The organism is Pseudomonas sp. MWU12-2319 (assembly GCF_023242525.1).
In the GTDB taxonomy this organism is placed as follows: domain Bacteria; phylum Pseudomonadota; class Gammaproteobacteria; order Pseudomonadales; family Pseudomonadaceae; genus Aquipseudomonas; species Aquipseudomonas gingeri_D.
Genome location: NZ_JALJES010000012.1, coordinates 37,467 through 51,513, shown reverse-complemented (window position 1 = coordinate 51,513; position 14,047 = coordinate 37,467). Strand labels below are relative to the sequence as shown.

Sequence of the window (14,047 nt, the reverse complement as noted above, 5' to 3'; positions counted from 1 at the left end):
ACACTCCAGGGTTGTCAGGCTAAGGTGGCCGAACAAGCAAACATAGGCACCGACAGAGGGCTCGCCGCAGCGGGCCGTCTAAAAAGAGGCGCATTATCCTGTGATTGCTCCCGGCTGTCACTGCGCACTTGTCCACAGTGCCGACAGAGCCGTAACGGATCGGTATTGGGACTTGCCCCCGGCCAGCGCCGGGGTTCAAACTGCGGCCTTTGCCGAAAGCCACGCCATTGCGTCGCTTCGCCCCGGTGCAGAGCTGTCTCTGCGCCCTTTGACCTTAATATTCAGGGACCCGGACATGGAACTGGTTGTAAAAAGCGTCAGCCCAGAAACGTTGAAAACCGCCACCCTGGTACTCGCCGTCGGCGAAGGCCGCACACTCGGCGCGGTCGCCAGCAAAGTCGATGAACTCAGCGGCGGCGCCCTCAGCGCCATCCTCAAGCGCGGCGACCTGGCCGGCAAGGTCGGCCAGACCCTGCTGCTGCAAAGCCTGCCCAACCTCAAGGCCGAACGCGTGCTGCTGGTGGGCGTGGGCAAGGACGCCGAACTCGGCGACCGTCCGTTCCGCAAAGCCGTGGCCTCGATCCTCGCCACCCTCAAGGGCCTGGGCGGCAGCGACGCCGTGCTCGCCCTCGACGAAGTCGTGGTCAAGGGCCGCGACAGCTACGGCAAGACCCGCCTGCTGGCCGAAAGCCTGCTGGACGGTGAATACAGCTTCGACCAGTTCAAGAGCCAGAAAGCCGAACCCCGCGCCCTGAAGAAAATCACCCTGGTGACCATCAAGGCCGCGCAAGCCGAAGTCGAACGTGCCGTCAGCCACGCCCGCGCCATCGCCGGCGGCATGGCCTTCACCCGCGACCTGGGCAACCTGCCACCGAACATCTGCCACCCGAGCTACCTCGCCGAGCAGGCAAAGAACCTTGGCAAGGCCAACAAAGGCCTGAAGGTCGAGATCCTTGACGAGAAGAAGATCAAGGAACTGGGCATGGGCTCGTTCTACGCCGTGGGCCAGGGCAGTGACCAGCCGCCACGCCTGATCGTCATGCAATACAACGGCGGCAAGAAATCCGAGAAACCATTTGCCCTGGTCGGCAAGGGCATCACCTTCGACACCGGCGGCATCAGCCTCAAGCCGGGCCTGGGCATGGATGAAATGAAGTACGACATGGGCGGTGCCGCCAGCGTGTTCGGCACCCTGCACGCCGTGCTTGCCCTGCAACTGCCGATCAACCTGGTGTGCATCCTGGCCTGTGCCGAGAACATGCCGAGCGGCGGCGCGACCCGTCCGGGCGACATTGTCACCACCCTCAGCGGCCAGACCGTGGAAATCCTCAACACCGACGCCGAAGGCCGCCTGGTGCTGTGCGATGCCCTGACCTACGCCGAACGCTTCAAGCCCCAGGCGGTGATCGATATCGCCACCCTGACCGGCGCCTGCGTGGTCGCCCTCGGCGCCCACACCTCCGGCCTGCTGGGCAACAACGACGAACTGATCGAGCAACTGCTCAGCGCCGGCCGTCAAGCCGATGACCGCGCCTGGCAACTGCCGCTGTTCGATGAGTACCAGGAACAGCTGGACAGCCCGTTCGCCGACATCGCCAACATCGGCGGGCCGAAAGCCGGGACCATCACCGCGGCGTGCTTCCTGTCGCGCTTCGCCAAACAGTTCAACTGGGCCCACCTGGACATCGCCGGCACCGCCTGGACCAGCGGCGGCAAGGACAAGGGCGCCACCGGCCGTCCGGTGCCCCTGCTGACCCAGTACCTGCTGGACCGCGCCAAGGCCTGAACCTGAGCCTGCCGGGCGGCGTCGGTCAATGACGTCGCCCGGCATCCGGAACCCCCTATGACCCAAGTCGACTTCTATATCCTTCCCAGCGCGGATCCTTCGGCACGCCTGGACTTTGCCTGCAAGCTGACCGAAAAGGCCTGGCGCCTGGGACACAAGGTCTACCTGCATTGCAGCGACAGCGCCCAGCGCGACGACCTGGATGCCCGCCTGTGGCAGTTCAAGGGCGAAAGCTTCGTGCCCCATGGCCCAGCGGAAAGCGAGCCGGAAGGCACCGTGGTGCTGGGGCTGGGCGAAGACCCCGGCCCCCATCAGGACCTGCTGGTGAACCTTGACATGAAGGTGCCGCCCTTTGCTTCGCGCTTTGCCCGCGTGGCGGAAGTGGTGGTGGAAGACCCGGCAATCCGTCAAGCGGCGCGGGAGAGTTTCCGCTTCTACCGCGAACAGGGCTATCCTCTGCAAGATCACCGTCTACAGCGACTTTGAGCACCCCGATGGACACTCCAAAACAACCGCAAAAAGCCGCGCCCCTGCTGGACGAGCTTGAATCGATCCGCAAGCTGTTGGGCGATGACACCCTGCAACCGCCGCTGCTGACCGAAACGGTCGCCAGCGAAGGGCAGATCCCCCTGCTGTTCGACATGGTGGGTAATAAAACCAAGGTCGAGGTTCAGCCCGAGGTTGTCGCCGCGCCTGTGGCCGAGCCGAAACCGGCACCGGTAGTCGTCGCAGCGGAACCCGCCAAACAGAAGAACCAGGACGCCTTGCTGCACCTGGACAGCGAACTGCGCGCCGCCGCGCAATTGATCATGCAGGACGTGATCGACGACTTCGCCCCACATATCGAAACCGAGATCAAGCGCCGCCTGGACGCCCGTATGGAACGCCTGCTCAGCCAGTATCCTTCCTGACCTGCACGCCCTCCGTGTAGAAGCAGGGCCTGCCCGCTGGCGCCAGCGGGCATTTTTGTGCCATCAGCGCTCACCTCGCTCTACGCCCCGCGCCATATCCCCGTTATACTTGTCGGCTTTCCTGAATTAATGCCTAAGGGTCCCGCCGCGCATGGATAAGACCTACCAGCCGCACGCCATTGAAACTTCCTGGTACCAGACTTGGGAGTCCGAGAATTACTTCGCCCCGCAAGGCACCGGCGACGCCTACACCATCATGATCCCGCCGCCGAACGTCACCGGCAGCCTGCACATGGGCCACGGTTTCAATAACGCGATCATGGACGCCCTGATCCGTTTCCGTCGCATGCAGGGTCGCAACACCCTGTGGCAGCCGGGCACCGACCACGCCGGGATCGCCACGCAAATGCTGGTGGAGCGTCAGCTCGAAGCCCAAGGGCAGAACCGTCACGACCTGGGCCGCGAGAAATTCCTGGAAAAGGTCTGGGAATGGAAGGATCAGTCCGGCGGCAATATCAGCCGGCAGATCCGCCGCCTGGGCTCGTCCGTGGACTGGAGCCGCGAGCGCTTCACCATGGACGACGGCCTCTCGGAAGCGGTGAAGGAAGCTTTTGTGCGCCTGCACGAAGATGGCCTGATCTATCGCGGCAAGCGCCTGGTCAACTGGGACACCAAGCTGCACACGGCGATCTCCGACCTCGAAGTGGAAAACCACGACGAGAAAGGCTCCCTCTGGAACCTGCGTTATCCACTGGCTGACGGCGCCAAGACCGCCGACGGCCTGGATTACCTGATCGTCGCCACTACCCGCCCGGAAACCATGCTCGGCGACTCCGCCGTGGCGGTCAACCCGGAAGACGAGCGCTACAAGGCCCTGATCGGCAAATTTATCGAGCTGCCCCTGGTCGGCCGCCGTATCCCGATCATCGCCGACGATTATTGCGACCCTGAATTCGGCACCGGCTGCGTGAAAATCACCCCGGCCCACGATTTCAACGACTATGAAGTCGGCAAGCGCCACAACCTGCCACTGCTGAATATCTTCGACAAGAACGCCGCCGTCCTGCCAGCCTGCCAGGTGTTCAACCTCGACGGCACGCTGAACGACAGCATCGACGGCAAGATCCCGGCCGAATACGCCGGCCTCGACCGTTTCGAAGCGCGCAAGCAGATCGTTGCCGCCTTCGACGCCGCCGGCCTGCTGGTCAGCGTTGACGACCACGGCCTGAAAGTGCCGAAAGGCGACCGCTCCGGGACCATCATCGAGCCGTGGCTGACCGACCAGTGGTACGTGTCGACCAAGCCCCTGGCCGAGCCGGCCATTGCCGCCGTGGAAGACGGCCGCATCGCCTTCGTGCCCAAGCAATACGAAAACATGTACTTCTCCTGGATGCGCGATATCCAGGACTGGTGCATCAGCCGCCAGCTGTGGTGGGGCCACCGGATTCCGGCCTGGTACGACGAGTCGGGCAAGGTCTATGTCGGTCGCGACGAAGCCGAAGTACGGGCCAAGCACAACCTCGGCCCGGACGTTGCGCTGCAACAGGACAACGACGTTCTCGACACCTGGTTCAGTTCGGGTCTGTGGACGTTCTCCACCCTGGGCTGGCCGGAGCAGACCGACTTCCTCAAGACCTTCCACCCCACCGACGTGCTGGTGACCGGTTTCGACATCATTTTCTTCTGGGTCGCCCGGATGATCATGCTGACCATGCACCTGGTGAAGAACGAGGACGGTACCCCGCAGGTACCGTTCAAGACCGTCTACGTCCATGGCCTGGTGCGTGATGGCCAGGGCCAGAAGATGTCCAAGTCCAAGGGCAACGTCCTCGACCCGCTGGATATCATCGACGGCATCGAACTCGAAGACCTGGTGCAGAAACGCACCACCGGCCTGATGCAGCCCAAGCTGCAGAAAGCCATCGAGAAGCAGACCCGCGCCGAATTCGCCGAAGGCATCGCCAGCTACGGCACCGACGCCCTGCGCTTCACCTTCTGCTCGCTGGCCTCCACCGGTCGTGACATCAAGTTCGACATGGGCCGCGTCGAAGGCTATCGCAACTTCTGCAACAAGATCTGGAACGCCGCGCGCTACGTGCTCGACAAGGGCGAAGACTGCGGCCAGAACGGCGAATCCTTCGAGCTGTCCCTGGCCGATCGCTGGATCATCTCGCAGTTGCAGCGCACCGAAGCCGAAGTGACCCGCCAGCTCGACCAGTTCCGCTTCGACCTGGCCGCCCAGGCCTTGTACGAGTTCATCTGGAACCAGTATTGCGACTGGTACCTGGAACTGTCCAAGCCGGTGCTGTGGGACGAGAACGCGCCGGTCGAACGCCAGCGCGGCACCCGTCGCACCCTGGTGCGCGTGCTGGAAGTGGCGCTGCGCCTGGCGCATCCGTTCATGCCGTTCATCACCGAGGAAATCTGGCAGCGCCTGGCGCCGCTGGTCGGGGCTGAAGGCAAGACCATCATGCTGCAACCGTGGCCGGTGGCCAACGAAGCACGCATCGACGAGGCGGCCGAAAGCGATATCGAATGGCTCAAGACCCTCATGCTCGGCACGCGCAACATCCGCGCCGAGATGAACATCGGTCCGGGCAAGCCGCTGGCCGTGTTCGTGAAGAACGCCAGTAGCGAGGACCAGCGTCGCCTCACCGAGAACGACGCACTGCTCAAGAAGCTGGCGAAGCTGGAGTCGATCACTGTATTGGCCGCAGGCGCCGAAGCACCGCTGTCCGCTACTGCTCTGGTGGGCGAGATGGAAGTGCTGGTGCCGATGGCCGGGCTGATCGACAAGGGCGCCGAACTGGCGCGCCTGGACAAGGAAATCCAGCGTCTGCAAGGTGAAGTGCAGCGGGTCGGCGGCAAGCTGTCGAATGCCGCGTTCGTCGACAAGGCTCCGGCCGAAGTCATCGAGAAGGAACGCGCCAAGCTGGCCGAGGCCGAACAGGCCCTGGGCAAGCTGGCCGAGCAACATGCGCGGATCGCCAGCTTGTAAGCGTGGCGATTGACTGAACAAGGGAGGCCCTCGGGCCTCCCTTTTTCATGCCTGCCGCATACTTCCAAACACCACAAACCTGTAGGAGCAGGGCTTGCCCGCGAAGCTTTTAGCGGTCTCACGGGCCTCTTCGCTGGCAAGCCATGCTCCTACAAGGACTGCGTTCACTACAATGCCCTGCGCGTCAGTCCCGATGAATATGGGACAATACCCGCCATTCCAAGCCCTGCCCGAATCGACCCAGCCCATGACCGCCCCGAGCAAACCCAAAGCCCCACGCAAGAAACCCAAGCCCGCCACCCCGGCCAAGGCCGTCGAGCCGCGGGAAAAAGCCAGCCTGCACCCGCGCAACCGCCATCAGGGCCGCTACGACTTCCCGCAGCTGATCAAGAGCAGCCCCGAACTGGGCCAGTTCGTGGTCCTCAACCCTTATGGCAAGGAAAGCATCGACTTCGCCGACCCGGCCGCCGTGCGCGTGTTCAACCGTGCCCTGCTCAAGTCCTTCTACGGCATCGCCCACTGGGACATCCCGGCGGACTTCCTCTGCCCGCCGGTACCGGGTCGTGCCGACTATGTGCACTTCCTCGCCGACCTGTTGGGCGAAAACAACGAGGGCAATATCCCTCGTGGAGCGGCCATACGCGTGCTGGATATCGGCGTCGGCGCCAACTGCATCTACCCGCTGATCGGCCACAGCGACTACCGCTGGCAGTTTCTCGGTTCAGACATCGACAAGACCGCGCTGGCCGCGGCCAAGGCCATCGTCCAGTCCAACGGTCTGAACAAGGCCATCAGCCTGCGCCTGCAAGCCAATCCGAAGCACATCCTCAGCGGTCTGCTGGAAAGCACCGAACATTTTGACCTGACCATGTGCAACCCGCCGTTTCACGCCTCCCTGGACGAAGCCCAAAACGGCAGCCGGCGCAAATGGCGCGCCCTGGGCAAGGCCGATCCCAAGCGCAAACTGCCCGTGCTGAACTTCGGCGGCCAGGCGTCGGAATTGTGGTGTGAAGGGGGCGAAGCACGCTTCGTGAGCCAACTGATCGGCGAAAGCCAGCCGTTGTCGAGCCAGGTGCTGTGGTTCAGCACACTGGTATCAAAGGCCTCGAACCTGCCGGCCATCGAAGCGGCCCTGAAGAAAGCCGGCGCCCTGGAGAGCAAGGTGGTGGAGATGTCCCAGGGTCAGAAACAGAGCCGTTTCGTCGCCTGGACCTTCCAGGACAAAGCGCAACAACGCACATGGCGCCAAGAGCGCTGGATAAATCCAAGTTAGCCAAGGAAATGGGCCGTTATTAACGGCCCATCTTATTAACACTTAAAACTCAAGTCCCCTCAGCGTCCATTGCAAATGCCACCACCCGGTAACTCTAGAACAATACCAACAAGCTTTTCTGGAGAAAAATTGGGATTCCCCGCATGCTCCACCTTATAATGAGCAATAGCCGAACCATTTCTGATGGGCGCGATGACCTTATCAAAGGGCCCCACTGTAAACAAAACGGCTCTCCCAAGATCAGCAGCTGCGAGGGTGTGATGAAACTCCGCCTTGGTCTCAGGAATCGGCTCCGTGCCATTGAAACTCCGATACCCTTGCCAATCCAGAGTCACTCTATCTCCTGCCATCGCGCCGTCAATCGGCGGCACCAGCACCCTGATCCCCTCCCAAGGACGGCTTGAACAATCGATAAGACCCAGGTGATTGGCATCAAGAAAGGAGACTGGTTCCAGCTCTCTTGAAGTGATTTTTTTCGACGTAGTAGACATATCTTGGACCTCTCGGTAGTTATATTATTCGCCCAAGAAGGCAACACATAAACACAACCGGCCTCATCCAAAACCACATAAAAAATATATTTGATAGAACCGTTCAACAACGCCTTCCACCCGAATATATAAGCACGGTTGTGCCTCTTGCACACCTGTCAAATATGACAGGTGTGCAAGAGGCTGAAGTCTGATATTTTCCCGTCAGGCCGACGGCATACACGCTGGTTTGGCAAACCCGTAAATTGCGAGCAGAACTCAACAAGAACCCTGGTCATTCCAAAGAGTGATTTCCATTACAAAAATCACGGAAACCAGAATAAAAAACCGTGTCCGGATCGCCCCGAGGCTCGGTTTCAGTGCACCTTACTTGTTTACCACGTCGATCGTGCTCCGCAATTTCGCCGACAAGCTGTCACCCGATCCGATAGACATCTGGCAAAAAGCACCAGGAAGCCGTCAATTTAGTCGGCTATTCGACCTGTAAACGATCATCGAAGCTGGCCCTGAACATAAACGTCAGGGCTGGGCGAGGGAGAAACCCTCTTCATCATGGCTGGATCAGCCAGCCTACTCTCGCAAGGCCCTGGGAATATTTCTTCTCAATTCCCCAGGAGCAGCACGCCATGTCACCCAAGCCCCCCAAGTCCTCCGGCTCGCCCTCTTCACCCGCCAGCGCTCGACCCCGTGGCGAATCGCCTTCCAGGCAGCCGAGCGACCTGCCCGGCCCCAGTACCAACCTCCGCCTCCCGAGTCACGCCCCTCCCTCCGCAGGTGGCGAAACCGCATCCGGGCCCCTTGCTCCCCGCCCCGCCACCGCCTCGGCCAGCGTGACGGATATTCCGGGGGCGACCAGCCTCGCGCCGGACATTCGGCCACATGCGCTGCAGCGCTACTCAAGAATCGCGCCCAGACAGCTGGCACCGGTCGATGCCAACGGATTGCGCCTTTACAAGCAACAGAAGTTCGTCGAGCTCGAGGGCCACACCGATTGGGTCGTGCAGGTCGAATATGACGCGAGTGTCGGCGCCTTTCGCGCAAAGCTCAGGAGCGATCTGTTGCCGTCCGGCCCCACGCTCTACCGAGTGGCGGGGAGCGCGAAATGGAGCACTGAAAGCGCTACGGCAACACTTGATCGCTATCTGATTCCCGCCATGCACAGGGGCAATATAGAGCTACTCAGAACCAGGAAGCGCGGCTTGTCACGTGGTTTCTCACATGCATGGCAAAACGATGCAGTCTTCGCCTCAAAAAGACTGTTCATAGACAGCCAGGATCTGCTTATCCGCGAAGCGACGGCATTCTTCAGCCAGGTCAGGCTGCCAGTGCGCCCCGCCCTGGACCCCGACCTGATGCTCGCCACCTCGGCCGAGCAGCTCTTCGCCCGGATTTATTCCCATCACCCAGGCCTGGTGCTGGCTGAAACCCACGCAGGGATAGGCTCCAAGCAACTGCTGATCGAGAATATGGGCTCCCTGGTTCGCCACGGCGTGAAAACCCTGTACCTGGAACACCTGAGAACCGATTTCGAACAGTTTGAACTGGATATCTATCAACGCAGCGGAACGATGCCGACATCGCTGAAACGCTACCTTGAAATCCAGGACACCGGGCACGAGACCGACCCCTCGGGCACCTATAGCTTTCTCAATCTGGTGATCACGGCACGGAGCCATGGCGTCAACATACGGGCCCTCGACTGTGCCGTCAGCTATGAGATGAGCACGGGCGACGGTGCACAGCATCGTATCCCGGCGATGAACTACTACGCCGATCTGGTGATAAAGGCCGACGCCCCCAACCTGGAAGGCGGCAAATGGATCGCGCTGGTTGGCGAGTCTCACATCAATGCACAGCAGGGCTTCCCTGGGCTCGTGGAGCTGGAGGGTGTGCCCGGGATCAGGATCGAGGATATCGAGGACGGCGCCTCGATCAGGGTCGCCGCTGACCCGGGAAGGAGCGGTCGATTGCTCGACAGTGAGCCATACCTTGTCCAATCCGACCTGGCGGTCTATATCGGTGTACCGCCCTACAGCCGCTTGCATAACGAAGGCGACTTCTTCGTATATACCCGCCCCGAAAGCCAGTCCCATCATCTGGTCCATCGGGAGGGCGAGAAAACGCGGCTCACCTCGATTGTCAAAACCCGGGACAATAGCTTCTATCTCGAACGCAGCCAGTGGCAAAACATACACAGGGAACGCTTTGCCAGCCTTGCTGAACTGTCGGCAGCGCTGATCAATCGGCGCGGCATGGTGGCGGTCCTGCCCCTCGACAGACCACTGGTCGGCCCCCCGCGTCACCGGGACCCAGTGGTAGCCGGGCATTTTTTCATCGACACAACGCCGGACGGCCAACACCAACTGACCCATTGTTCCAGAACGGGCATGCTTATCGAGACGCCCATCACCCACGATGCCAAGGGTTTCACCCTGGTAAGCGATCGATGGCCAGTGATGGCAGGCCGCTCATTCGACACCCTGGACGAGTTGCGCGCGGCGCTGGTCAGCCAGGTCGGCCTCACACCCGGACCGGAGTAGCCGGGCGGCATAACCTACAGGCGAAAAAAAACCGTGCCCGGATCGCTCCGAGGCACGGTTTCAATGCATCTTACTTGTTTACAGCGTCGGTCAGAACCTTGGCCACAACCAGCTTGATCACTTTCTTGGCAGGGATTTCGATGGCAGCGCCAGTCGACGGGTTACGGCCGGTACGGGCAGGACGCTCGGTCACTTTCAGTTTGCCAACGCCTGGCAGAGTGATTTCGCCGCCGTTTTCCAATTGATCAGCAACGATCTGGGCCAGTTGGTCCAGAGCGGCACGCGCGGTGGTTTTCGGCGCGTCGATAGCTTCGGCGATATCGGCGATCAGTTGGTCTTTGGTAATAGCCATTGAGATGTTCCTTCCCTATCAAATTCATTTGGATTGCAGAGTGCAGTGTCAGCCATCGAGCCAGCCTTGTGCCCCCCGCTAGTAACCACGACGGATCGCAGATGTAGATAGCAGAATTGGGGTTTGGTTCGACGTGACACCTGCTGAATGCACGCTTTGCGCCGTTACCGAGCGCAAGACCGGGCAAAACTAGCACAGAGACGGGGAAATATCCGCCTCTACCTAGCCATTTGGTCAGCTTTTGCGCTCGTTTTCGAAAAAAAAGCTGTCTGAAACCGCTCATACCGCCCGAACGACCGTGCAAAGGCGGATTCAACCCGTGGGTGCGGTACACTGGGCGCTTTTCCGGGGAACCCGTCTTCCCCCTGACAAATCAGCCGAGATACCTATGCCGATCCGTCATTGCATCGTCCACCTGATCGACAAAAAACCCGACGGCAGCCCTGCGGTCCTGCATGCCCGTGACTCCGAACTGGCCGAATCCCAGGCCATCGAGCACATGCTTGCCGACCTCAACGAAAGCTACAACGCCAAGCAGGGCAAAGCCTGGGGTTTTTTCCATGCCGAGTCCGGCGCGCATCCGTTCAGCGGCTGGCTGAAGGAGTACCTGGACGGCGGTAAGGACTTCACCGCCTTCAGCCGGATTGCCGTCGAACATCTGCAAAAGCTGATGGAGGAGTCCAACCTCTCGGTGGGCGGCCATGTGCTGTTCGCGCACTACCAGCAAGGCATGACCGACTACCTGGCGATCGCCCTGCTGCACCACAGTGAAGGCGTGGCGGTGAACGCCGAGCTGGACGTGACCCCGTCGCGCCACCTGGACCTGGGCCAGTTGCATCTGGCGGCGCGGATCAACGTCTCCGAGTGGCAGAACAACAAGCAGTCCAAACAGTACATATCCTTTATCAAAGGCAAGAACGGGAAAAAGGTTTCGGAGTATTTCCGCGACTTTATCGGCTGCCAGGAAGGCGTCGACGGCCCGGGCGAGACCCGCACCCTGCTCAAGGCCTTCAGCGACTTCGTCGAAAGCGAAGACCTGCCCGAGGACGACGCTCGGGAAAAAACCAAGACCCTGGTGGATTACGCCAGCAGCCAGGCCAAAATGGGCGAGCCGATGGGCCTGGAAGAGCTTTCCGGGCTGATTGACGAGGACCGTCCACGGGCGTTCTACGAACATATCCGCAACAAGGACTACGGCCTGTCGCCGGAGATCCCGGCCGACAAACGCACCCTGAACCAGTTCCGCCGCTTCACCGGTCGCGCCGAAGGCCTGTCCATCAGCTTCGAGGCGCACTTGCTGGGTTCGAAGATCGAGTATGACGAAGAGGCCGGGACCCTGATCATCAAGGGGCTGCCGACTCAACTGACCGATCAGCTCAAGCGACGCAAGGACTGAGCCGTGCTCACAGGCATGCTGAAGAAGGTCCTGCTGATCCTGCTGGTGGTGGTGGTCTATCAGAACTGGGGCAAGATCGAGCGGGTGTTCAATCCGGGGCAGATGGTCTCGGAACAGACCCGGGCCAAGGCCCGGGTGGTGCTCTACGCCACCGACTGGTGCGGCTACTGCAAGCAGACCCGGCGTTACCTCGACCAGAAAGGCATTCCCTACCAGGAATTCGATATCGAGAAAAACGCCGAGGCACGCAAGGCCTATCAGGCCCTGGGCGGCGGCGGGATTCCGATGCTGGACGTAAATGGCACCTTGATCCGTGGGTATGAGCCAGAGGCTATTCTGGCCGCGCTTCGATCCTGAAGCCGAGCCGTGGGAAGTGCACATGCACCCGCCCACCGCGCTCATCTTCACGGCTCACGATCAACTCTTCGCGACCGGCAAACACCAACTCGCCCGCTACCGGATCGACACCATAATCGGTCGCCGCGATGATCACCGACTGACCGGAGACAAAACCGTTCGGGTCAGTGAACGCCTCATCAGGCAGCGCGGCCGGCGTCGACTCGCGTGCCACCTGCAAGGCCTCCTCCGCCGTCATCTCACTCGGAGCACCATGCCCGAACGCCATGACCCGGGCGAACCAGACGGCCACCGCCGGATAGGCATCCACCAGCGGCGCGGTCACCGGCGTCGCCTTGAGGAACCACAGCGGATGGGCCATGGCGATATCGGCAATCGATGGCTCACCGAACAGGAAGTCGCCCTCCTCGTGCTGCAGTTGCTGCTCCAGCCGCGCCATAAATACCGGCCACTGGTGCTTGGCGATTTCCAACGGAACCTTCGAGGCCGAGCCGCCGCTGAACAGGCCGGCGCGGTCGATCATGAAGCCCTTGATCTGCTCCGGGGACAAGCGGGCAAAGCGCACCGCCACCGACTCGGGCTGGAATACCAGACTGACCGCATGACTGAACACCACTGAGTCGGCCCAGGCGGCAAAGGTCGCCGCGACCAGTTCCCGGCCCTCGGGGAACAGTCGCGGGGTGGCCTTTTCCTGCTCCAGGCGGCGAGCGATCAAGGCGGTGTCACAGTAGATATCGGCACCGATCTGCAGCACCGGGGTTTTCCGGTAGCCACCGGTCAGCGCGGTCAGGTCGGGTTTTGGCATGACCGGCGAGATATGTACCGAGCGCCAGGACAGGCCCTTGAAACCCAGCAGCAGGCGGGCCTTTTCGGCAAAGGGAGAGGTCGGGTAGTGATGAAGAATCAACTCAGACATGCTGGAGTCCGCCGGGCAAATAAGAACCCGCAGCTTAGCCTGCAAATCGTGAGCAGCCTACCCAGTCAGCCTGATGCTGTCTTATCAATGGTATCAATTGCCCGCGCCCCGGGTCATTTCCGCGCAGCCGCAAAAGCCTCCAGACTGAACCCCGCCGCCAGGGTTTCCTTGGCACTCTTGCGCAATTTCTTGATCAGGCGTTCCTGGCGCAGGGCCTCGCCCTTGTCGCGGCAGGCCTCCACATACACCAGCGCGACCGCCGGGCTGGAATAGAAGAAGCGCGCGCCCTTGCCACTTTGATGGGAGGCAAACCGCCGCTGCGGGTCATCGCTGATCCCGCAATACAGCGAGCCATTGGCGGCCCGCACCAGATAGACAAACCAGGGTTTGACCGCAGGCGCCGCCGGCTCGGTCTCGGCACTGAGCGTTTCGCTGATGTTCACGTGACAAAGGGCTTGATCGCTATTGAGGCCGCGATCTTAGCAGAACCTAGCGGCTCGCCTGGAAGGCCTTCAAACCTTTCAGGGCCTGGGCACGCACGGCGTTCCTGACCAAGGGCGTCCAACCCAGCAACAAGCCCTTGGTCCCCAACGCCTGACGCGACCAGCGCCACAGGTCGAAGTGGTCATGGTGTTCGCAGATCTTGCCGTCGCGAAACACAAAGCGCGCATGGATATCGTTGACCACGGTATTGCCGGTCTGGCTGAACAGGTAGGTCGCGACCCAATGGGCACCACCACTGCGCTCGTCGGCACGGACATTGTCGAAGGTCAGGGAGAAGTCCTTGGCCCGGCTGGCCAGCATGCGCCACATATCGCCAGCATCACGGCCACGCAACTCACCGAACGCCGGATCACTGAACACCACATCCTCGGTGTAGCAGGCACTCATGGCCTCGGCATCCAGCCGCTGGAAGGCTTTATAGAACTCAGTAATCAACGCGCTGTGGGCATCACTCATGAACGGGCTCCGTGCAGGTAAAAGGATCGCCTGCACGATAGTCTGCAAATGCCCGGCTGACTATCGG

General features: G+C 61.2%; 13 protein-coding genes. 8 read left to right on the top strand and 5 right to left on the bottom strand.

The annotated features are described in order from the left end of the window. The first annotated feature begins 295 nt into the window (after nucleotides 1–295). The 5 genes from M5C01_RS19740 (at nucleotide 296) to rlmF (ending at nucleotide 6,968) form a co-directional block, all read left to right on the top strand. On the top strand, nucleotides 296–1,786 hold the full coding sequence (locus tag M5C01_RS19740; protein WP_103497037.1) for a leucyl aminopeptidase: 1,491 nt from the start codon (nucleotides 296–298) through the stop codon (nucleotides 1,784–1,786). A gap of 57 nt (nucleotides 1,787–1,843) precedes the next feature. After that, on the top strand, nucleotides 1,844–2,272 hold the full coding sequence (locus tag M5C01_RS19735) for a DNA polymerase III subunit chi (protein WP_103497038.1): 429 nt from the start codon (nucleotides 1,844–1,846) through the stop codon (nucleotides 2,270–2,272). A gap of 8 nt (nucleotides 2,273–2,280) precedes the next feature. Beyond that, entirely contained in the window at nucleotides 2,281–2,697 is a 417-nt protein-coding gene (locus M5C01_RS19730; protein ID WP_152740165.1) for a DNA polymerase III subunit chi, read from the top strand. Nucleotides 2,698–2,848: 151 nt separating this feature from the next. Beyond that, nucleotides 2,849–5,695, top strand: a complete 2,847-nt coding sequence (locus tag M5C01_RS19725) for a valine--tRNA ligase (protein ID WP_152740164.1) — start codon at nucleotides 2,849–2,851, stop codon at nucleotides 5,693–5,695. 247 nt (nucleotides 5,696–5,942) lie between these two features. Further along, nucleotides 5,943–6,968: a 23S rRNA (adenine(1618)-N(6))-methyltransferase RlmF gene (rlmF, locus tag M5C01_RS19720; protein WP_152740162.1), complete on the top strand. Its 1,026-nt coding sequence runs from the start codon at nucleotides 5,943–5,945 to the stop codon at nucleotides 6,966–6,968. A 59-nt stretch (nucleotides 6,969–7,027) separates the two neighbouring features. Here the strand turns inward: rlmF and M5C01_RS19715 are convergent, their stop codons facing one another. Next, entirely contained in the window at nucleotides 7,028–7,459 is a 432-nt protein-coding gene (locus M5C01_RS19715) for a hypothetical protein (protein WP_152740161.1), read from the bottom strand. 626 nt (nucleotides 7,460–8,085) lie between these two features. Between M5C01_RS19715 and M5C01_RS19710 the strand changes: the two genes are divergently transcribed. Then, entirely contained in the window at nucleotides 8,086–9,999 is a 1,914-nt protein-coding gene (locus M5C01_RS19710) for a membrane-targeted effector domain-containing toxin (protein WP_248764379.1), read from the top strand. Between the two features lie 70 nt (nucleotides 10,000–10,069). Here M5C01_RS19710 and M5C01_RS19705 read toward each other — a convergent pair whose 3' ends face one another. Beyond that, nucleotides 10,070–10,351 carry an HU family DNA-binding protein gene (locus tag M5C01_RS19705; RefSeq protein WP_040064476.1) on the bottom strand — a complete coding sequence of 94 codons (282 nt, stop codon included), beginning with the start codon at nucleotides 10,349–10,351 and terminating at the stop codon, nucleotides 10,070–10,072. 388 nt (nucleotides 10,352–10,739) lie between these two features. Here M5C01_RS19705 and yejK point away from each other — a divergent pair, with 388 nt between their 5' ends. Both yejK and M5C01_RS19695 read left to right on the top strand, forming a co-directional pair. Then, nucleotides 10,740–11,747: a nucleoid-associated protein YejK gene (gene yejK, locus M5C01_RS19700; RefSeq protein ID WP_100941832.1), complete on the top strand. Its 1,008-nt coding sequence runs from the start codon at nucleotides 10,740–10,742 to the stop codon at nucleotides 11,745–11,747. A gap of 3 nt (nucleotides 11,748–11,750) precedes the next feature. Further along, nucleotides 11,751–12,104, top strand: a complete 354-nt coding sequence (locus M5C01_RS19695; RefSeq protein ID WP_178129895.1) for a glutaredoxin family protein — start codon at nucleotides 11,751–11,753, stop codon at nucleotides 12,102–12,104. On the opposite strand, the gene M5C01_RS19690 is transcribed toward M5C01_RS19695, so the two are convergent. From M5C01_RS19690 to M5C01_RS19680, 3 genes are all read right to left on the bottom strand, one after another. Beyond that, nucleotides 12,079–13,020, bottom strand: coding sequence for a glutathione S-transferase family protein (locus M5C01_RS19690; protein ID WP_152740159.1), 942 nt, complete (start codon nucleotides 13,018–13,020; stop codon nucleotides 12,079–12,081). The two genes, M5C01_RS19695 and M5C01_RS19690, sit on opposite strands and share 26 nt — an antisense overlap. A gap of 113 nt (nucleotides 13,021–13,133) precedes the next feature. Then, entirely contained in the window at nucleotides 13,134–13,463 is a 330-nt protein-coding gene (locus M5C01_RS19685) for a GIY-YIG nuclease family protein (RefSeq protein ID WP_178129894.1), read from the bottom strand. 46 nt (nucleotides 13,464–13,509) lie between these two features. Continuing rightward, nucleotides 13,510–13,980 (bottom strand): nuclear transport factor 2 family protein, encoded by a 471-nt coding sequence (locus tag M5C01_RS19680; protein WP_152740158.1) that lies wholly within the window; start codon nucleotides 13,978–13,980, stop codon nucleotides 13,510–13,512. Nucleotides 13,981–14,047 lie beyond the last annotated feature (67 nt).

What these genes read in the sequence shown, in the direction of transcription:
- rlmF (WP_152740162.1), top strand. Translation starts at nt 5,943, where the DNA reads ATGACCGCCCCGAGCAAACCCAAAGCCCCACGCAAGAAACCCAAGCCC.
- M5C01_RS19680 (WP_152740158.1), bottom strand. Translation starts at nt 13,980, where the DNA reads ATGAGTGATGCCCACAGCGCGTTGATTACTGAGTTCTATAAAGCCTTC.
- M5C01_RS19710 (WP_248764379.1), top strand. Translation starts at nt 8,086, where the DNA reads ATGTCACCCAAGCCCCCCAAGTCCTCCGGCTCGCCCTCTTCACCCGCC.
- M5C01_RS19725 (WP_152740164.1), top strand. Translation starts at nt 2,849, where the DNA reads ATGGATAAGACCTACCAGCCGCACGCCATTGAAACTTCCTGGTACCAG.
- M5C01_RS19740 (WP_103497037.1), top strand. Translation starts at nt 296, where the DNA reads ATGGAACTGGTTGTAAAAAGCGTCAGCCCAGAAACGTTGAAAACCGCC.
- M5C01_RS19705 (WP_040064476.1), bottom strand. Translation starts at nt 10,351, where the DNA reads ATGGCTATTACCAAAGACCAACTGATCGCCGATATCGCCGAAGCTATC.
- M5C01_RS19730 (WP_152740165.1), top strand. Translation starts at nt 2,281, where the DNA reads ATGGACACTCCAAAACAACCGCAAAAAGCCGCGCCCCTGCTGGACGAG.
- M5C01_RS19690 (WP_152740159.1), bottom strand. Translation starts at nt 13,020, where the DNA reads ATGTCTGAGTTGATTCTTCATCACTACCCGACCTCTCCCTTTGCCGAA.
- yejK (WP_100941832.1), top strand. Translation starts at nt 10,740, where the DNA reads ATGCCGATCCGTCATTGCATCGTCCACCTGATCGACAAAAAACCCGAC.
- M5C01_RS19735 (WP_103497038.1), top strand. Translation starts at nt 1,844, where the DNA reads ATGACCCAAGTCGACTTCTATATCCTTCCCAGCGCGGATCCTTCGGCA.
- M5C01_RS19715 (WP_152740161.1), bottom strand. Translation starts at nt 7,459, where the DNA reads ATGTCTACTACGTCGAAAAAAATCACTTCAAGAGAGCTGGAACCAGTC.